Genomic DNA, 17830 nt, shown 5'->3' on the forward strand with positions numbered 1-17830 from the left:
ACGCCTGGGAGTCTCAGGGGAGGATGGCGTCGACGTAACCGCCGTCGACCCGCAGGGCGCCGCCGGTGGTGGCCGAGGCCAGGTCGGAGCTCAGGTAGACCACCATGTCGGCGATCTCCTCGGGCTCGATCAGGCGCTGCAGCAGGGACTGCGGGCGGTGCTCGCGCATGAAGACCCGCTGCGCCTGGTCCCAGGGGAGGCCGGGTTCCACGAGCTGGTGGACGAAGTCCTCGACGCCCGCAGTGTGGGTGGGGCCGGCGATCACCGAGTTGACGGTGACGCCGCTGCCCGCGGCCCTCTTGGCGAAACCGCGGCCGAGGGCGAGCAGCGCGGTCTTGGACATGGGGCCGCGGTGCTCGCCGGACGCGCCGTGCGGGGGACGTACCGGCGTGCCCGCGCCCGGCGAGCACCTGACGGTGTATTAGCTGTGAGCGAAGATCGGCGTCAGCGAGGAGTGGACATGACGACGGCAACGACGCAGGGGCCCGTGGAGGAGTTCCGCAGGCTCAGTGACGGCGACGCGGAGCTGAGGGCGCACGGGGCCTACTTCAGCTGCACCTACCTTCTGGACATGGAACGGCACGCCTTCCTGGTGCGCATGCACCGCGGCAGGGTGGAGGACCTCGTCGTCGATCCCGAACCGCTCACGGCCTACGACTTCGCCATCAGGGCCGGCGCCGCGACCTGGCGGGAGTTCTGCTCGCCGGTGCCGAAGCCGATGTACCACGGCATCTGGGCGGCGAGCTTCCAGCGGGACATGCGGCTGGAGGGCGACCTGCTGGTCCTCATGCAGAACCTGCGCTGCCTCACACGTCAGCTCGAACTGCTCCGCCTCACCGGCCCGCTGGGCTGAACGGACGTTCCGCCCCGCACCGCCGAAAGGACCCCTTGATGAGCACCGCCTCCCGTATCTCCCCGGTGACCGGCCACTACGTCACGATCGACGTGGAGGACGTCCAGTACAAGGTCTTCTACCTGGAGAACGGCCAGGGGCAGCCGCTGGTGTGCCAGCACACGGCGGGCTGCCACAACCACCAGTGGCGCGGCCTCCTGGAGGACGAGGAGATCACCGCGAACCACCGCGTCATCGCCTACGACCTCGCGCGCCACGGGAAGTCGGACCCGCCACTGAACAAGGACTGGTGGAAGGAGGAGTACAAGCTCACCGCCGACCACTACGTCGCCTTCATCACCGCGTTCTGCGACGCGCTCGGCCTGGAGGACCCGATCTTCATGGGCTCCTCCTTCGGCGGGAACGTGGCCCTGCAGCTGGCGCTGCGGCATCCGGACCGCTTCAAGGCGGTGATCCCCGTGGAGGGGGCGGACTACTCCCCGGGCTTCTACCTCGACTGGTGGCAGCATCCGCACGCCAACGCGGCGCAGGTCTGCGCCAGCGGGGTGTGGGACCTGATGGCCCCGCAGTCGCCCGACGCGGACCGCTGGGCGACCTGGTTCTACTACAGCCAGGGCTCGGAGGCGTTCAAGGGCGACCTTTACTTCTACTCCGTCGACCACGACCTGCGCGGCAGGCTGGGGGAGATCGACGGGGAGCGCTGCCCGGTCGTCATGCTCACCGGCGAGTACGACTACCTGACCACCCCCGCGGACGGGGCCCGGACCGCGGAGCAGATCCGTGGGGCCGAGTTCATCGAGATGCAGGAGATCGGGCACTTCCCGATGAGCGAGAACTACCCGCGCTTCGCCGGGTACCTCAAGCAGGCGCTGCGGCGCATCGAGGAGCGCACCGCTTCCTGAGCCACGTGCGCCATGTGTGCTCGAGGGCCGCCCGCCGGTTCGCGGGGTGCGGACCGGCGGGCCGGCGGACAGGACGGCCCCGGCCCCCGGCGGTCAGTTGAAGGTGTCGGGGTCCGGGCCGATGCGGGTGCCGCTGTCGAGGGCGGTGATCGCCGCGATGTCCGCGTCGGAGAGCGCGAAGTCGAAGACGTCGATGTTCTGGCGGATCCGTTCGGGCGTCACCGACTTGGGGATGACCACGTTGCCGAGCTGCAGGTGCCAGCGCAGGATCACCTGGGCCGGGGTCCTGCCCAGGCGGTCGGCGATACCGGTGACGACCGGGTCACTCAGGACGGCGCCCTGCGCGAGCGGGCTCCACGCCTCCGTGGCGATGCCGTGCCGGGCGTGGAAGGCGCGCAGCTCGGACTGCTGGAGCTGGGGGTGCAGCTCCACCTGGTTGACGGCGGGGACGACGTCGCTGTTGTCGATGATGCGCTGCAGGTGCGCGGGCTGGAAGTTGGAGACGCCGATGGCGCGGGCCCGGCCCTCGGCGTGGATCTTCTCGAAGGCCCGCCAGGTGTCCAGATACGTGTCGCGGGCCGGAGCCGGCCAGTGGATCAGGTAGAGGTCCACGTGGTCGAGACCGAGCTTGGCGAGGGAGGCGTCGAAGGCGGCGAGGGTGCTGTCGTAGCCCTGGTCGCCGTTCCACAGCTTGGTGGTGACGAACAGTTCGTCGCGGGCGACGCCGGAGGCGGCGAGGGCCTGGCCGACGCCTGCCTCGTTGCCGTAGATCGCCGCGGTGTCGATGCTGCGGTAGCCGTTCTCGAGTGCGGCGGTGACGGCGGCGGCGGTGTCGGCGTCGGGCACCTGGAAGACGCCGAAGCCGAGCTGCGGCATGGTGACGCCGTTGTTCAGGGTGATGTCCGGGGTGGGGGTGGTCATGGTGCTGATCCTTTCGCGTCGCGGCCGGTGGTGTGCGCCGGTGCGAGTGCGGACGGGTGAACGACCCGGGAGGGGCGGGGGACGCGCCCTTCCCGTGCTCCACGACCAGATTAATTGCGTACGCGGTTAATTGCAAGCGCCGAATAACTTCGTGCGCCGATTGGCTGCGTCAGGAGGCGGGGACCTTGGCGCCCTGCAGGTCCTCCACCGCCTTGACCAGCGGTGCGAGCTCCGGGACGAGGGCCGCCTCGTCCATCGCCGCGCGCAGCGCCGTGTTGTTCGTCGGGCGGGCCTCCTCCAGCAGCTTCAGGCCGTCCTCGGTCACGTTCGTGTAGATGCCGCGCCGGTCGGTCGGGCAGAGGTAGCGGGCCAGCAGGCCGCGGTCCTCCAGCCGGGTGACCAGGCGGGTCGTCGCCGACTGGCTGAGCACCACGGCGTCGGCGACCTGGCGCATCTGCAGGTGGCCACCCTCGCCGTCGTGCTGGCGGCTGAGGACGTCGAGCAGCGAGTACTCACGCACGCTCAGGTCGTGGTGGGTCTGCAACTGCTTCTCGATCTGGCCCTCGATCCGGCCGTGCAGCAGGGACAGGGCGTGCCACCCCTGCGCGAGGGCGGTCAGTGCCGGATCGGTGGCGGTCATCGAGGTCCCCTTTGTGCGGCGGCTGCGGGCAGAGGCGGTGATCCTCCACTGGCCATGGTAAGCCGCCGCCCGCAGATGTCCAGCGTTTGACGTTATAGCGCGTCTGCAATTATTGTGGGCGCCTGTTAGATGCCGCTGCAATTTCCGGAAGGTCTCCGCCATGCCTCTCGCGCTCCTGGCCCTCGCCATCGGGGCTTTCGGGATCGGAACCACCGAATTCGTGATCATGGGCCTGCTGCCCGAGGTCGCCACCGATTTCGGGGTGTCCGTCCCCACTGCCGGCCTGCTCGTGACGGGCTACGGACTCGGAGTCATGATCGGCGCGCCGATCATGACGCTGCTCGGCACCAGGGTGTCCCGCAAGAACATGCTGATGCTGCTCATGGGTGTGTTCGTGCTCGGCAACCTGGTCTCCGCCCTGGCCCCCGCCTTCGGCGTGATGATGGCCGGGCGCATCCTCGCGTCCTTCACCCACGGCGCCTTCTTCGGCATCGGCTCGGTCGTCGCGGCCGACCTCGTGGCCCCGGAGAAGAAGGCGCGTGCGATCTCCATGATGTTCGCCGGGCTCACCGTGGCCAACGTGATAGGCGTGCCGCTGGGCACCTTCATCGGGCAGAGCGCCGGCTGGCGTACGACCTTCTTCGTCGTCGCCGGCCTGGGCGTCCTCGGGCTGGCCGGTGTCCTCAAGCTGGTGCCCGACATGCCGAAGCCGCAGGGCGTGCGCCTGCGCCACGAACTGGGCGCCTTCCGCAACGTGCAGGTCCTGCTGGCCATGGCGATGACCGTGCTCGGCTTCGGGGGCGTCTTCGCGGCCATCACCTACATCGCCCCGATGATGACCGAGGTCACCGGTTTCGCCGACTCCTCCATCACCTGGCTGCTGGTGCTCTTCGGGGCCGGCATGGTCGTCGGCAACCTGATCGGCGGCAGGTACGCCGACCGTGCCCTGATGCCGATGCTGTACACGGCGCTGGGCGCCCTGGCCGCCGTGCTGGCGCTGTTCACCCTCACCGCGCACAACGAACTCACCGCAGGGGCCACGATCTTCCTCATCGGCGCCCTGGGCTTCGCGACCGTGCCGCCGTTGCAGAAGCGGGTCCTGGACCAGGCCTCGGGGGCCCCCACCCTGGCCTCGGCCGTCAACATCGGCGCCTTCAACCTCGGCAACGCCCTGTCCGCCTGGCTCGGCGGGGTCGTGATCGCCGCGGGCCACGGCTACACCTCGCCGAACCTCGTCGGGGCGGTCCTGACCGCCTCCGCCCTCGTGCTCGCGGTCGTCTCCGCCGCACTGGAGAAGGGCCGCGGCGGCCGGCACGGCCGGGTCGTGGCCGGGACCGCGCCCGCCGGGGAGCCCGCCCTCACCTCCCGGCACTGATCGCGCGCGCCGGGACCGCCGGCACCGCGGACCCGACACCGCACCCGAGGAGAGCCCGCACCATGACCAGCACCGCCCTCACCCGCCTCACCGGTTCCCATCGGCGGCTCACCCTCGGACTCGAACTGCCCCTGGACAACGACTGGGGAACCGGCCGCCTCGCCGCCGACCGGCAAGGCGGCCGGCTCAGCGGTGCCGGGGGCTGCGGCTCGGCGGTTGCTCCGGGGCAGTACGCGCGGGGAGGGTCGGCACCTTGCGCGTCTGCGGGTGGTCGATGCCGATGGTGAACAGGTCGTCGTAGTGCCGCAGCTCCAGCGGCTCCCCCTCCAGCAGGGTGTACGTCGCCGCCGCTCCGGTGATCTCCACCCGCAGCCGCCGTCCCCGCACCTGCACGGTGAAGGCGAGCCGCCGCAGCTTCTCCGGCAGCCGGGGCGCGAAGGCGGCGCAGCCGTTCCGGTACCGCATCCCGCCGAAGCCGCCGACCAGGGCGGCCCACGTGCCGGCGAGGGAGGCGATGTGCAGCCCGTCGCGGGTGTTGTTCTCCAGGTCGTGCAGGTCCATCAGCGCCGCCTCGCCCAGGTAGTCGTAGGCGAGGCGCAGATGGCCGACCTCGGCGGCCATGATCGCCTGCATCGACGCCGACAGGGACGAGTCCCGCACCGTCAGGGGCTCGTAGTAGGCGAAGTTGCGGGCCTTCTGCTCGTCGTCGAAGGCCTGCGGCTGCTTGATCATCGCCAGTACGAGGTCCGCCTGCTTGACCACCTGCCTGCGGTACAGGTCGAAGTAGGGGAAGTGCAGCATCAGCGGGTACTGGTCGGGCTGCGTGGCGGCGAAGTCCCACACCTGGTGCCGGGTGAAGCCCGCCGACTGCTCGTGGACGCCGATCGCGCTGTCGTACGGCACGGTCATGGCCGCGGCCGCGTCCCGCCATGCCGCCGTCTCCTCGTCGTCGACTCCGAGGGCCGCGCCCTCCTTCGTGTGGCGTTCGACGATGTCGGCGGCGGCCCGCAGGTTCGCCTGGGCCATCAGGTTGGTGTACACGTTGTCGTCCGCGATGGCGCTGTACTCGTCGGGCCCGGTGACCCCGTCGATGTGGAAGTTCCCGTGCGGGTCGTGGTGGCCGAGCGAGTGCCACATGCGCGCGGTCTCCACCAGGATCTCCACGCCCGTCTCGCGCTCGAAGTCCACGTCGCCGGTGAGGGAGACGTAGAGGATGACGGCGTCGGCGATGTCCGCGTTGATGTGGAACGCGGCCGTGCCCGCCGGCCAGTAGCCGGAGCCCTCCGAGCCGTCGATGGTGCGCCACGGGAAGGCCGCGCCCTTGAGGCCGAGCTGGTGGGCGCGCTCCCGGGCGGCGGGCAGTGTGGCCTGGCGCCAGCGCAGGGCCTCCGCGACGGACTCCGGAGAGGTCAGGGTGAGCAGCGGAAGGACGAAGGTCTCCGTGTCCCAGAAGGAGTGCCCGTCGTAGCCCGAGCCCGTCAGGCCCTTCGACGGGATCGCCCGCTGCTCGGCGCGCGCGCCCGCCTGCAGGACGTGGAACATGGCGAACCGGACCGCCTGCTGGATCTCGGCGTCGCCGTCGATCTCCACGTCCGCCCGCGACCAGAAGGCGTCGAGGTAGTCGCGCTGCTCGTCGCACAGCCCCTGCCAGCCGGTGCTGCGGGCCCCCGCAAGCGCCGCCTCCACCTGGTCGCGCACGGCGGGCAGCGAACGGACCTGGGACCAGCCGTAGGAGACCATCTTCTCCAGGCGCAGCTTCTCCCCGGCCGCCAGGGAGCTGGTGACGGTGAGCCGGCTGGTGTCGTCGCCGCTCTCGCTGAAGCTCCGCGTCGACGGCGGTCCCTCCACGGCGTGGTCGGCCGCCACCGCGACCCGCAGACCGGTGACCGACGTGGAGTGCACCAGGCGCAGCCGGTTGTCCAGTGCCTGGTTCTCCTCCGGTTGCAGGGGGGAGTCCAGTACGGCCGAGACCCGGGGGTCTCCCGACGTCTTCGGCAACTGCTCGTTGGCCACCAGCTCGGACTGGACGACCAGCCGCACGTCGTCCACGGCCTCGACCTCGTACACGACCGCGGCGATCGACCGCTGGGTGAGCGAGATCAGACGGGTCGAGGTCACCCGGACGGTGCAGCCCGCCGGCGAGGTCCATTCGCAGGTGCGGCGCAGATGCCCGGCGCGCAGGTCGAGGACGCGTTCGTGCGAGACGAGCCGCCCGTAGCGCACGTCGAAGGGTTCGTCGTTGACGAGCAGCCGGATGATCTTTCCGTTGGTGACGTTGATGACGGTCTGGCCGGCCTCCGGATAGCCATAGCCCGCCTCCGCGTACGGCAGCGGATGGCGCTCGTGGACACCGTTCAGATAGGAGCCGGGCAGCCCGTGCGGCTCTCCCTCGTCGAGGTTGCCGCGCCAGCCGACGTGGCCGTTCGACAGGGCGAACACCGACTCGCTCTGGGCGAGCACCTCGAGGTCCAGCTCGGTCTCCCGCACGCACCACGGCTCGACCACATAGGAGGAGTGGCTGATCACGCGTCGGCCTCCAGCAGCTCGGCGAGGTCCCGTACGACGATGTCCGCGCCGTGCGCGCGCAATGCGTCGGCCTGGCCCACCCGGTCCACCCCCACGACGTAGCCGAAGTGCCCGGAGCGGCCGGCGTCCATGCCTGCCAGCGCGTCCTCGAAGACCACCGCGGCCTTCGCCTCCAGGCCGAACTCGCGCGCCGCCTCCAGGAAGGTGTCCGGGTTCGGCTTGCCCGGGAGCTTGCGCTCGGCGGCCACCACGCCGTCGATGCGCACGTCGAAGAGGTCCTCGATGCCGACCGCGACCAGCACGTCGCGGCAGTTGGCGCTGGACGACACCACCGCCGTCCGCAGGCCGGCGGCCCGCACGGCGTTCACGTAGCGGACGGAACCCGGATAGGCCTCGACGCCCTCGGTGCGGATCTTCTCCAGCAGGATCTCGTTCTTGCGGTTGCCCACCCCTTGCACGGTGTCGCGCTCCGGCGGGTCGTCCGCGGAGCCCTCGGGCAGCTCGATGCCCCGGGAGGCCAGGAAGGCCCGGACGCCGTCCGCGCGTGGACGGCCGTCGACGTACTCGTCGTAGTCGGCCACCTTGTCGAAGGGGCGGAAGTCCGCACCCTCCCGGTGCCGCAGGAAGTCGTCGAACACCTTCTTCCAGGCGGCGGCGTGCACGACCGCGGTCTTGGTCAGCACTCCGTCGAGATCGAACAGGCAGGCCCGGATGCCCTCCGGGAGACCGGTCTTCGTCATGCAACGCGCTTCCCCGCAGCAGGCCACCGGCATGCCTTCCACGGCCGCGGACCACCGGGACGCGGGAACAATCCGGGCAAGTGCGTGGTTACACAACACATGCGGGTGCCGTGAGTGGGCCAGTGACCCCGGGCCTCATCCCTTCGCCCGTGGGGACGATCGTTCGGCTGAAGCCCCACGGAGCCCCTTGCCGGGGGCGACCGCCACCGCGGCCCCGCACATCGAACCGGCGCCGGTCAGGTTTCCCCCGTCCTGGCCGGCGTCTTCGTGTTCACCCGGCGACCGTCTTGACCACGGGCTCCCGGTACGGCAGGAGCGTCTCGGTGACGACGGCGAGCGGACCCCGCGGAGCCGCGCTTCCGCCCTGAAGGGCCGTCACGTAGGCCAGTGCTTCGGCCGGGCCGAGCGCCGGTATCCGTTCCCGCAGCTCGACCATGGCGAACACACGGCCGCGAGCGGCCGCCGACGCGCGGACCCGGTCGTCCAGCTCGTCCACCGCGGTCCGTACGGGCATCCCGCGGACACGGGCCCGGTACTCCTCCTCCCATCCGCCCATGAGGTAGTCCACCGGACCGATCGTGTGCATGCTGCCGTCGACGCGATCCACGAGGTAGGGCCCGTTGCCGGCCAGCAGGTGGCGCGAGTCCCCGGTCCCGACGTACTCCGCGGACTGGTAGAGGACGATCCACGCCAGCTCGTGCTCCTCGGCCTCCACCACCGCCATGCGCCCCGGGAAGTGCAGGTCCAGGTGCTCCTGGACCCTCCGGACCGCTTCCTCGCGCTCGATCATGGGGTGAGCATCCCGCGATCGGCCCGGGCCGGGCCAGTCGTCCCATCGTCACGGGTCCCGGCGGGGCCGAGGCCCCGGCCCTCCTCCGCGGCGGCCTTCAGCATGCGAAGTATCTCCTCGTGGCCCTGGCGGAGCCGGGCGCTGTCGTAGAAGAGCGAGAGCAGTGGCCCGGAGAGCGACTCCTCGATCGTGACGACCGTCCGGCCGTCGTCGGTGGGCGCGATCCGCATCCGGTCGACCGCCTTCATCCACCCCATCGCCACACCGGTCCAGCACAGCTCCCGCTCGGGCGCCACCACGGCGAAGGAGGACGTGATGGGCGTCCCCCGGAGTTTCCAGCGGAAGCGTGCGTCCGGTTCGACGGCCCCCAGTTCGACGACGCGGGCGTCGGAGCGCCACGTGTCCCAGGCGCGCAGGTCGCTGATCAGCCGCCAGACCTCGGCGACGGGTGCGTCCACGGTGACCGAACTCGTCGAGGCGACCGGCGCGCGCTCGTCCAGCCGGCCCTTCTTGGCGTACTCCTCGTGCAGTTCCCGCAGCGACGGGCCCGCGTAGAGCAGCTTCATCATCATCCCCCATGGAGAGCATCGCTTACTGACGAGAGCAATGCTCTCTCTTTTGTGGGGTGCGGTCAAGACCCGTTGGAGGGCATGCGTGGGTTGCCCGTCGGCATCCGGTATTTCCCGGAGCGGAGCGGTGTCGGGGGGCCGGGGGCCAGCGAGGGGTGTGCGTGCCCTGCGGGGGCGTCGTGGGCTCGGCGATCTCCACGCGCGCGGGCGGATCCCGCCCGCGAGTCCCGCCCCTGCCGCGGACCGGGCACAGGCAGAGCCGCTTCCCGGTGCGGCCCGGTGCGGCCCGGGGCGGCCCGGTGCGGCCCTCCTACGGTTCCAGCGCCTCCAGCATGATGCGCTGCGTCTCGGCGAGGTACGCCTGCGCCGCCGTGCGGGCGGCGGTCGTGTCCCCGTGGATGACCGCCGTGACCAGGGGGTCCAGGCGGGCGGCGGCCTCGGCCGGGTCGCGGAAGGGGGCGACGAGGCGGGCGCGCAGGGGCAGGTAGGCGGCGAAGAGGGTGTTGGTGAGGAGTACGTAGACGCGGTTGCCGGTGGCCCGGGCGAGGGCCCGGTGGACCTCGGCGTCGGCCAGCTGGACGGCGTCGGGTCCGGCGGCCGCGGAGACGGCTTCCAGGAGGGCGCGCAGCCGGGTGCGTTGCGGGGGAGTGGCCTTCGCGGCCGCGCGTTCGGCGATCAACGCGCCGACGCCGGCGCGGACCTCGAAGATGTCGGCCAGCCATTCCGGGTTGTGCCGCACGAGCATGGGCAGCAGGTCCGCGCCGCCCAGGCGCAGGTAGTCGCGGACCCGGGTGCCGACGCCGTGGCGGGTCTCCAGGAGCCCGGCCTGGGTGAGCCGGCCGAAGGCGTGCTTCACCGTGGTGCGGGTGACGCCGTACCCCTCGGCCAGGCGCTGTTCGGGGGGCAGCAGGCTGCCGGCGGGGTGGGTGCCGTCCAGGATGTCCTCCTGCAGGCGGCGTTCCAGTACGTCGACGATGGTCTCGCGGGGCAGTGGCTCCACCGTGGTCGTCCTCTCGAAGCGGTCCGGCCCCAGCCCACCGGGCAGGGGGGCGGCGCGTCAACATTCTCCGCAGTGGATGAGCCACTCATTCAATGAGTCTGTGTTCAACCCCTTGCCCTGACGTCCCGTCAGCGGCATCCTGCGTGGTGCCCAGGCCCCGTACGCCCTGCCCCCACGACCGCCGGAGTCTGCCCATGCCCCGCTTCCGCCGTTCCTCACGCCTGCTCACATCGGCCCTGGCCGCCCTGCTGGCCGCGACCGCGGCCACCGCCGCCACACCGGCCTCTGCGAACGCCCCCGATCCGTACACCGAGCCGCCGTTCGCCGCCGCCTGCGACTGGCACGCGTACGGCGAAGGGGAGACGCCCGACCCCTGGCTGTGGCTCTCCGACCCGGTGTGCGTGGAGTACTCCAAGCGCGACATCACGCTCGACAACGGCGGCGCCGTCCGCTTCCTGCTCGCCGAACCCGCCCGGTTCGCGCTCGCCCTCCCCGTGTGCCGCTACTACCAGCGCGACCACTGGAGCGTGCAGTCCACCACCGGAGCCGTCCCGTACGTCTCCTGGGACGGCCGCTACTGGTTCGACAAGCGCGGCCGCCGCGCGGCGATGCTCCTGACGAACTTCAAGGTCGGCGGGGTCACCGCGGGCATCGGCGACCTGGTGGCCGCACTGCGCCCGCACGTGCCCGAACTCGCCGACGTCCTTGAGGCCTACGGCGACGAGGCGGGCGAGACGGGCCTGGCCGTCTCCCTGCCCTTCAGCCTGCTCTGCGCGGGCCGGTGACGATGTCCCCCGCCCCGGACATCGACCGGCGTGCCGTGCTGCGCGGCCTGGCCGCCGCCGTCGCGGCGCTGCCCACGCTGGGCACGGTGGCGGCGCCCTCAGCCTCCGCCGCCTCCGCCGCCTCCGCCGCCTCGCTCGGCTCCTGGCCGGTCTCCACCCTCGAGGCCTTCGCCGACACCCTTGTGCCGGGGGAGCGACGTTCGTCCTCCGACCGTGCCATCGCCGGTGCCGCACCAGGCCCCGGAGCCGTCCAGGCCGGCGTGATCGCCCTCCTCACCTCCCCCGAACTCCCGCTGAACCCGCTCCTGCCGGGCATCGCGGCACTGCTGGACGCGCGTGCCACCGTCTACGCGGTCGGCAAGCTCATCCCGCTCCCCATCGACCGCCCGCCCTTCGTCGGCCTCTCCTTCGACCACCGCACGACCCTGGTCGCCAGGCTCTTCCAGGCCGACGACCTCGACCGCGCGATCTGGCAACTGCTCGCCTTCCTCGTCGGCCTGGCCTTCGACACCGCCGCGCACCGCCACACCGCGCAGGCCCTCGCCGAGGGCCACCCCGGCCTGGTCTGGACCGGTTTCCCGCCGCCCGACGCCGACGGCCTGTGGCGCTACCCCGCCCACTCCTACGGCACGGCCCTCGCCGGGCCGCATCCCGCCACCACCCCCTCCGGGAGCCCCGCATGAGCCCCCAGACCACCGATGTCCTCGTCATCGGCAGCGGTTTCGGCGGCGCGATACCCGCCTACCACCTCGCCGCCGCGGGAGCCCGGGTCACCGTCCTCGAACGCGGACCGCGCCTCGCCACCGAGGACTTCACGCACGACCTCGACCTGGGCGCCTACCCCCGCATCGTCGACGTGATCAAGGGCGACGGCATCTCGGTCGTCGCGGGCAACTGCGTGGGCGGCGGCAGCGTCGTCTACTTCGCCGCGTCACTGCGCGCGCCGTCCTTCGTCTTCGACCGGCGCGACGCGGCCGGACGGCGGCTGTGGCCCGCCTCCCTCAGCCGCGCCGCCCTCGACCCCTGGTACGAACAGGTCGAGCAGGCCCTGCCCGTGACGAAACTCGACTGGCCCGACGTCTCCTACGCCGGCGGTGTGCTGGCCGCGGCCTGCGACCGCGCCGGGCACACCTGCAACCCGGTGCCCGTCGCCGTCGACCGGGCACGCTGCACCGACTGCAACTGGATGCTGTCCGGCTGCCGCTTCGGCGCCAAGCGCTCCATGCTGCTCAACTACCTGCCCGCCGCCGAGGCCCACGGCGCCGAGATCCGGCCGCTGCACGAGGTCCAGCTGATCCGCCCGTCCACGGTCCCCGGCCACCGCTACGCCGTCGACCACATCACCCTCGATCCGTCGGACTACACCTGCCCCACCGGAGCGGGCACCCTCCACACCAAGGTCCTGGTGCTGGCGGCGGGCGCCGTCGGCACACCCGTCCTCCTCCAGCGGTCGGCCCTCGCCCTCGGCGGAGTCCCGCCGGCCGTCGGCGGCTACTTCTCCGGCAACGGCGACCGGGTCAGCGTCGCGGAGATGGACGAGGGCAAGGTCCGCTCCCTGCTCGGCCTGTCGCGCAGCGCGACCGCGGCGTACGAGGCGCTGCACATCGGGATGCCGATCACCGCGGCGTCGTTCGACCGCCTCGACGCGAGCGCCTCGCAGTTCTCCCGCTTCACCCTCCAGCAGATCTACTTCCCGGCCGTCACCAACACCCTCGCCCAGACGGCGGGGCAGCGCTGGTCGGGCGTCGCCAAGAAGCAGATGCGGGCCCGCTGGCGCTCCTGGCTCACCGTGCTCGCCATGACGGAGGACGAGGCCGAGGGCAGCTTCGGCGTGCCGCCCCTCACCGGCAGCTTCACCCGGCTCGCCAACGGGCTGGGCCTGGGCACCATGCGGTTCACGCCGACGTCCGGCACACGGCGCGGCTGGGCCGAGGCCGACGCCCACACCCGGGCGGTGCTGGAGCGGGACGGCCTCGCCACCGTCCGTCCGTGGAGCGAGGACGTGGCGGGCACGGTGACCGCCCACCCCCTCGCCTCCTGCCGGCTCGGCGACTCCGCCGCGATCTCCGCGCTGACCGAGCTCAGCGAGCTGCGCACTCACCCGGGGCTGTTCGTGACGGACGGCTCGGCCGTCCCCACCTCCCTCACCGTCAACCCCTCCCTGACCATCGCGGCCCTCGCCGAACGCGCCTGCCCCGCCATCGCCGCCCGCTGCGCCCAGTACGGCGCCGCCGTGCGCTACGCCCCGAGCGATCCGCTCACCGGCGCGACCGGCCGGGGCGAGGTCGCGCGGGCGGCACGGGCCGTGGCGGTCCGCGCGGGGGCTTGAGTCTCCCTCAGGGGGAGACGGAAGAGTGGAGGTGTGAACGGCGACGCGCGCTATTCGATCGGAGACCTGGCCCGGCGCACCGGGCTGACGGTCAAGACCATCCGCTTCTACTCGGACCGGGGCATCGTGACGCCGGCCGGCCGCAGTCCGGCCGGCTACCGGCGTTACGACGGCCCGGCCCTGGCCCGGCTGGAGCTGGTGCGGACGCTGCGTGACCTGGGACTCGACCTGGCGACGATCCGAGGGGTCGTGGACCGGGAGCTGTCCCTGCCCGAGGTCGCGGCGGCCCACGCCGCGGCCCTGGAGGCGCAGATCCGCACGTCGCGGCTGCGGCACGCGGTGCTGACGGTCGTGGCCCGGCGCGGATCCACCCCGGAGGAGACGGAGCTCATGCACGAACTGGCCAGGCTGTCCGCGCAGGAACGCGGCCGGCTCGTCGACGACTTCCTCGACGCCGTGCTCGGCGCGCCGGACGGCCTCACGGACGATCCCGCGCTCGCGGGCCCGCGCCGCACCCTCACCCCAGAGCTGCCCGACGACCCCCACCCGGAGCAGCTCCAGGCCTGGGTGGAGCTGGCCGAACTCTCCCGTGACCCCGGATTCAGGGCGGTGATGCGCAGGGCGGCCGAGGAACACGCCGCAGATCGCGCGCGTGCCGGGACCGCGCCGCCGCGCCGCGATGCGGTCGCCGCGGCCGGAGAACGGGCCCTCGCCGCCGTGGCCGCCGGAGTCGACCCCGCCTCCGAGCGGGCACGTCCGGTCGTCGCGGCCGTCGCCGCCGAGTACGCCGACCAGCTCGGCGTCGCGGACGGCGCCGAGCTCCGGCGACGGCTGCTGATGCGCCTGCGGACCGCGTCAGACCCGCGCCGGGAGCGGTACGCCCGGCTGCTCGCGGTGATCAACGGCTGGCCCGCGCCGGTGAGCCGCGGACCCGCCCTGGACTGGGCCGTCCGGGCCCTGGAGGCAGGCCGCGTGTGAGCCGACGGCCACCGCGCCGGCCCGCCGGAGCCGAGCCCCGTCAGGTAGCGGGGGGCGATCACCGGCAGTAATTTGGGCGGCGGGTTCGCCCCACAGCCCAGGCCCCGCCGCGACGCGGCCGGGACGGGGCCCGGCCTTTCGGAGGGCGCGATGAGGGTATGCCGATGACTCACCCCTCCGGGCTGTCACGTTACCGGCCTGCCGCGGTCATCGTCCTGCTGCTGGCGGTGGGAGCGGGCCTGTTCGCCGGCTCGTACAGCTTCGCCATGGCGCACCCGACGCCGCATCACGTCCCGATCGGTGTCGTGGACGACTCCCCCCAGTTGCAGAAGTTCGTGGCCGGCATGGACTCGGGCCTGAGCACCGAACTGGTGCAGCGCCGCTACGCCACGCGCGCGGCCGCCGTCGACGCCGTCGACCGGCAGCATGTGTTCGCCGTGGCGCAGACCAGGGCCGGGGGCGGCACCGTCTCGTTCGACCTGGTACCGGCCGCGGGGGCCTCGGTGGCGCGCGTGCTGGCGGCCGCCGCCCCGGTGGCGGCCTCGCAGGCGGGGGTGCGGCTCAGCCTGGGCGACCTCAGACCGCTGCAGCCCGGCGACCCACAGGGACTCGCGATCTTCTACATCACGCTGGCCGCGGTCATCGTGGGCTTCCTCGGCGCGGTGCAGCTGACCGTGCACGCGTCGGAGCTGAGACCGCTGGAGCGCTTCGCGACGATCGTCGTGTACTCCGTGCTCGGAAGCCTGTCCATCGTCGCGGTGGTGGACTGGGGGCTGCATGTGCTGCGGCTGCCCTTCCTCCAGTCCTGGGCGATCCTGACCCTCACGATGGTGACCTCGGGGCTGGTGTTCACGGCGTTCTACATGCTGTTCGGCAAGTGGGCCATCCTGCCGACGTGGTTGCTCATGGTGCTGCTGGGCAATCCGTCCTCGGGCGGGGCGGTCTCCTGGCTGCTCCTGCCCCAGCCGCTGGGGGCCGTCGGCCGCTGGCTGCCGCCGGGGGCGTCGGTGAACGCGCAGCACAACGCGATCTACTTCTCGGGCAACCAGTACGCCTTCCCCTACCTGGTGCTCTTCGGCTGGGCGGTGGCCGCCGCCGCGGTCGCGTGGACCTGGCGGCGCCGCCGGTATCCGCAGCTGTGAACCGCCCGGCGGCGGCCGCTCAGCGGCGGTGCCGCTGGGCCGTCACGATGTCCCGCGTCGCGCGCTCCGCCGAGCCGCTGAGCCGCTGGACGCGGGCCGCGAACACCGGGAACTGCCCGGCGACGGCGGTGAGCAGCCGCAGTTCGGGCGGAGCCACGTTCACCTCGCCGAGGTTGCGCTCGACGGCCCGTACGACCCCCGCCGTGACCTGCCGAGGCGTCACCGTACGGGCACCGGCCGGTGCCTTGGCGCCGGTGTCGGCGAACATGCCCGCGTCCCGGACGAAGCCGGGCTGGACCAGCGACACCCCGACGCCGGTGCCGTGCAGGTCCTCGCGGAAGCCGTGGGCGAAGCCGCGCAGGCCGAACTTGGTCGCGTTGTAGAGGGAGGTGGACCGCGAGGCGGCCTTGCCCGACAGCGATCCGATGAGGACGATGTGGCCCCGCCCGGCCTCGACCATGGCCGGCGCCAGCAGCCGGGCCAGCAGCACCGGTGCTCGCAGGTTCACCATCAGGGCCCGGTCGAGCTCGTCGGGGGCGTAGTCCAGCAGGTCGCCGCTGCTCGGCAGGGCGGCGTTCGCCACCAGGACGTCGACGCCCGCGCACTCGGCGGCCAGCCTCTCCACGTCGGACCGGACCGCGAGGTCGGCGGGGACGGTCCTCGCGTCCAGGCTCTTCGCCAGCGGTTCGAGGACGTCGGCTCGGCGCCCGCTGAGGATCAACCGTGCACCCCTGGCAGCGAGTTCGCGTGCCATGTCCTGGCCGAGCCCACCCGTGGCGCCCGTGAGCAGAACAGTTGCACCGGCGATCCGCATCCGTCTAACCTCCCGACTTGTTCGTTCGAACGAACAATAGGGAGAGGGGGCGGCCGTGTCCACTGCCCGAACCGAGGGGCTGGCGGCGCAGGCGCGTGCGCTGCGCGAAGGCGATGTCACCGCCGCGGAACTGGTCCGCAGGACGCTCGAACGCGTCGACGCCACCCAGCCGACCGTCAACGCCTTCCGGCGCGTCCGCGCAGAGGCGGCCCTGGCGGAGGCCGAGGAGGCCGACCGGAGGCTGGAGCGCGGCGAGCGGCTGCCGCTGCTCGGCGTCCCCGTCGCGATCAAGGACGACACGGACCTGGCGGGCGAACCCACCGCGTTCGGCTGCGCGGGGGAGTTCCCGGCCAAGCCGCGGGACGCGGAGGCGGTACGGCGCCTGCGCGCGGCCGGCGCGATCGTCGTCGGCAAGACCAACACCTGCGAGCTGGGCCAGTGGCCGTTCACCGAGGGGCCCGCCTTTGGCGCCACCCGCAACCCGTGGGACCTCGGGCACACGCCCGGGGGTTCCTCCGGCGGTGCCGCGGCGGCGGTGGCGGCGGGAGTGGTCGCCGCGGCGCTCGGCTCGGACGGGGCGGGCTCGGTCCGCATCCCCGCGGCGTGGACGCGGCTGGTGGGCATCAAGCCGCAGCGCGGCCGGGTCTCCACCTGGCCGGACGCCGAGTCCTTCCACGGCCTGACCGTCAACGGCCCGCTCGCGCGCACCGTGGGCGACGCCGCGCTGCTGCTGGACGCCGCCGCCGGGCAGCACCCGGGCGACGTCCACCGGCCCCCGGGCATCGACGCCGTGGAGGCGGCCGGACGCGAACCGGGCCGGCTGCGGATCGCGGTGTCCTGGCGGCCCCCGTTCGTCGCCGCCCGCGCACCGCTCCATCCCGCCGTACGCCGCGCGGTGGGCGACCTGGCCGACGCCCTCGCCCGGCTGGGCCACGAGGTGGAGGAGGCCGAGCCGCGTTACGGCCTGATCGGGCTGAGCTTCCTGCCCCGCGCGTTCGCCGGCATCAGCCAGTGGAGCGACCGCGTCCCGGACCGTACGCTTCTCGACCCCCGCACCCTGGCCGCCTCGCGGAACGGGCGCCTGCTCGCCGGGGCCGCCCTGCGCCGGGCCCGCCGGGCGGAGGGCGGTCAGCACCGCCGGATAGGGGAGCTGTTCTCGCGCTTCGACGTGCTGCTCACCCCCGCCACCGCCACCCCGCCCCCGGCCGTCGGGGCCATGACCGGGCTGTCCGGCCGGCGGACCGACCAGGAGGTGATCGCGGCCTGCCCGTACGCCTGGCCCTGGAACGTGCTCGGCTGGCCGGGCATCAGCGTCCCGGCGGGCTTCGGCGACGGACTGCCGGTCGGCGCCCAGCTCCTCGGGCCGGCCCACAGCGAGCCCCTGCTGATCTCGCTCGCCGCGCAGTTGGAGAGCGATCAGCGCTGGTACGAGCTGCGCGCCCCGGCCGCGGTGACAGAATGACAGA

General features: G+C 72.7%; 17 protein-coding genes and 1 pseudogene. 9 read left to right on the forward strand and 9 right to left on the reverse strand.

What is annotated here, in order from left to right:
- Nucleotides 1-13 precede the first annotated feature (13 nt).
- Nucleotides 14-343: pseudogene (locus B085_RS0137745) on the reverse strand (SDR family oxidoreductase); the annotation flags it as partial.
- Between the two features lie 117 nt (nt 344-460).
- Between B085_RS0137745 and B085_RS0137750 the strand changes: the two are divergent.
- Nucleotides 461-853, forward strand: a complete 393-nt coding sequence (locus B085_RS0137750) for a hypothetical protein (protein ID WP_026251861.1) — start codon at nt 461-463, stop codon at nt 851-853.
- A gap of 38 nt (nt 854-891) precedes the next feature.
- On the forward strand, nt 892-1755 hold the full coding sequence (locus B085_RS0137755) for an alpha/beta fold hydrolase (protein WP_018563786.1): 864 nt from the start codon (nt 892-894) through the stop codon (nt 1753-1755).
- A gap of 93 nt (nt 1756-1848) precedes the next feature.
- On the opposite strand, the gene B085_RS0137760 is transcribed toward B085_RS0137755, so the two are convergent.
- Nucleotides 1849-2676 (reverse strand): aldo/keto reductase, encoded by an 828-nt coding sequence (locus B085_RS0137760; RefSeq protein ID WP_018563787.1) that lies wholly within the window; start codon nt 2674-2676, stop codon nt 1849-1851.
- A 169-nt stretch (nt 2677-2845) separates the two neighbouring features.
- Nucleotides 2846-3316 (reverse strand): MarR family winged helix-turn-helix transcriptional regulator, encoded by a 471-nt coding sequence (locus B085_RS0137765; RefSeq protein ID WP_018563788.1) that lies wholly within the window; start codon nt 3314-3316, stop codon nt 2846-2848.
- Between the two features lie 160 nt (nt 3317-3476).
- Between B085_RS0137765 and B085_RS0137770 the strand changes: the two genes are divergently transcribed.
- Entirely contained in the window at nt 3477-4691 is a 1215-nt protein-coding gene (locus tag B085_RS0137770) for an MFS transporter (protein WP_018563789.1), read from the forward strand.
- A 186-nt stretch (nt 4692-4877) separates the two neighbouring features.
- Here B085_RS0137770 and B085_RS0137775 read toward each other — a convergent pair whose 3' ends face one another.
- The 5 genes from B085_RS0137775 to B085_RS0137795 all read right to left on the reverse strand — a co-directional run bounded on the left by B085_RS0137775 (nt 4878) and on the right by B085_RS0137795 (nt 10316).
- Nucleotides 4878-7217, reverse strand: coding sequence for a glycoside hydrolase family 65 protein (locus B085_RS0137775; protein ID WP_018563790.1), 2340 nt, complete (start codon nt 7215-7217; stop codon nt 4878-4880).
- Nucleotides 7214-7957, reverse strand: coding sequence for an HAD family hydrolase (locus tag B085_RS0137780; RefSeq protein WP_018563791.1), 744 nt, complete (start codon nt 7955-7957; stop codon nt 7214-7216). The genes B085_RS0137775 and B085_RS0137780 overlap by 4 nt, the downstream gene beginning before the upstream one ends.
- 271 nt (nt 7958-8228) lie before the next feature.
- Nucleotides 8229-8747, reverse strand: a complete 519-nt coding sequence (locus B085_RS0137785) for a YrhB domain-containing protein (RefSeq protein WP_018563792.1) — start codon at nt 8745-8747, stop codon at nt 8229-8231.
- On the reverse strand, nt 8744-9319 hold the full coding sequence (locus B085_RS0137790; RefSeq protein ID WP_234018738.1) for an SRPBCC family protein: 576 nt from the start codon (nt 9317-9319) through the stop codon (nt 8744-8746). The genes B085_RS0137785 and B085_RS0137790 overlap by 4 nt, the downstream gene beginning before the upstream one ends.
- 307 nt (nt 9320-9626) lie before the next feature.
- Entirely contained in the window at nt 9627-10316 is a 690-nt protein-coding gene (locus B085_RS0137795; RefSeq protein ID WP_018563794.1) for a FadR/GntR family transcriptional regulator, read from the reverse strand.
- 194 nt (nt 10317-10510) lie between these two features.
- Here B085_RS0137795 and B085_RS0137800 point away from each other — a divergent pair, with 194 nt between their 5' ends.
- The 5 genes from B085_RS0137800 to B085_RS0137820 all read left to right on the forward strand — a co-directional run bounded on the left by B085_RS0137800 (nt 10511) and on the right by B085_RS0137820 (nt 15550).
- Nucleotides 10511-11101, forward strand: coding sequence for a hypothetical protein (locus B085_RS0137800; RefSeq protein ID WP_018563795.1), 591 nt, complete (start codon nt 10511-10513; stop codon nt 11099-11101).
- Nucleotides 11102-11103: 2 nt separating this feature from the next.
- On the forward strand, nt 11104-11784 hold the full coding sequence (locus tag B085_RS45050; protein ID WP_018563796.1) for a DUF5987 family protein: 681 nt from the start codon (nt 11104-11106) through the stop codon (nt 11782-11784).
- On the forward strand, nt 11781-13430 hold the full coding sequence (locus B085_RS45055) for an FAD-dependent oxidoreductase (protein WP_018563797.1): 1650 nt from the start codon (nt 11781-11783) through the stop codon (nt 13428-13430). Before B085_RS45050 ends, B085_RS45055 begins: the two co-directional genes overlap by 4 nt.
- A 33-nt stretch (nt 13431-13463) precedes the next feature.
- Nucleotides 13464-14408 carry a MerR family transcriptional regulator gene (locus B085_RS0137815; protein WP_018563798.1) on the forward strand — a complete coding sequence of 315 codons (945 nt, stop codon included), beginning with the start codon at nt 13464-13466 and terminating at the stop codon, nt 14406-14408.
- Between the two features lie 164 nt (nt 14409-14572).
- Nucleotides 14573-15550, forward strand: coding sequence for a hypothetical protein (locus B085_RS0137820; protein ID WP_018563799.1), 978 nt, complete (start codon nt 14573-14575; stop codon nt 15548-15550).
- A gap of 19 nt (nt 15551-15569) precedes the next feature.
- Here B085_RS0137820 and B085_RS0137825 read toward each other — a convergent pair whose 3' ends face one another.
- Entirely contained in the window at nt 15570-16364 is a 795-nt protein-coding gene (locus tag B085_RS0137825) for an SDR family NAD(P)-dependent oxidoreductase (protein ID WP_026251862.1), read from the reverse strand.
- Nucleotides 16365-16419: 55 nt separating this feature from the next.
- Between B085_RS0137825 and B085_RS0137830 the strand changes: the two genes are divergently transcribed.
- Nucleotides 16420-17826 carry an amidase gene (locus B085_RS0137830; RefSeq protein WP_018563801.1) on the forward strand — a complete coding sequence of 469 codons (1407 nt, stop codon included), beginning with the start codon at nt 16420-16422 and terminating at the stop codon, nt 17824-17826.
- Nucleotides 17827-17830 lie beyond the last annotated feature (4 nt).

Origin of the sequence: Streptomyces sp. BoleA5, from assembly GCF_000373665.1 — a bacterium.
In the GTDB taxonomy this organism is placed as follows: Bacteria; Actinomycetota; Actinomycetes; order Streptomycetales; family Streptomycetaceae; genus Actinacidiphila.

Excerpts from the sequence above, each read along its gene's own strand:
- B085_RS0137750 (WP_026251861.1), top strand. The coding sequence starts at position 461 with ATGACGACGGCAACGACGCAGGGGCCCGTGGAGGAGTTCCGCAGGCTC.
- B085_RS0137755 (WP_018563786.1), top strand. The coding sequence starts at position 892 with ATGAGCACCGCCTCCCGTATCTCCCCGGTGACCGGCCACTACGTCACG.
- B085_RS0137760 (WP_018563787.1), bottom strand. The coding sequence starts at position 2,676 with ATGACCACCCCCACCCCGGACATCACCCTGAACAACGGCGTCACCATG.
- B085_RS0137765 (WP_018563788.1), bottom strand. The coding sequence starts at position 3,316 with ATGACCGCCACCGATCCGGCACTGACCGCCCTCGCGCAGGGGTGGCAC.
- B085_RS0137770 (WP_018563789.1), top strand. The coding sequence starts at position 3,477 with ATGCCTCTCGCGCTCCTGGCCCTCGCCATCGGGGCTTTCGGGATCGGA.
- B085_RS0137780 (WP_018563791.1), bottom strand. The coding sequence starts at position 7,957 with ATGACGAAGACCGGTCTCCCGGAGGGCATCCGGGCCTGCCTGTTCGAT.
- B085_RS0137785 (WP_018563792.1), bottom strand. The coding sequence starts at position 8,747 with ATGATCGAGCGCGAGGAAGCGGTCCGGAGGGTCCAGGAGCACCTGGAC.
- B085_RS0137790 (WP_234018738.1), bottom strand. The coding sequence starts at position 9,319 with ATGATGATGAAGCTGCTCTACGCGGGCCCGTCGCTGCGGGAACTGCAC.
- B085_RS0137800 (WP_018563795.1), top strand. The coding sequence starts at position 10,511 with ATGCCCCGCTTCCGCCGTTCCTCACGCCTGCTCACATCGGCCCTGGCC.
- B085_RS45050 (WP_018563796.1), top strand. The coding sequence starts at position 11,104 with ATGTCCCCCGCCCCGGACATCGACCGGCGTGCCGTGCTGCGCGGCCTG.
- B085_RS45055 (WP_018563797.1), top strand. The coding sequence starts at position 11,781 with ATGAGCCCCCAGACCACCGATGTCCTCGTCATCGGCAGCGGTTTCGGC.
- B085_RS0137820 (WP_018563799.1), top strand. The coding sequence starts at position 14,573 with ATGACTCACCCCTCCGGGCTGTCACGTTACCGGCCTGCCGCGGTCATC.
- B085_RS0137825 (WP_026251862.1), bottom strand. The coding sequence starts at position 16,364 with ATGCGGATCGCCGGTGCAACTGTTCTGCTCACGGGCGCCACGGGTGGG.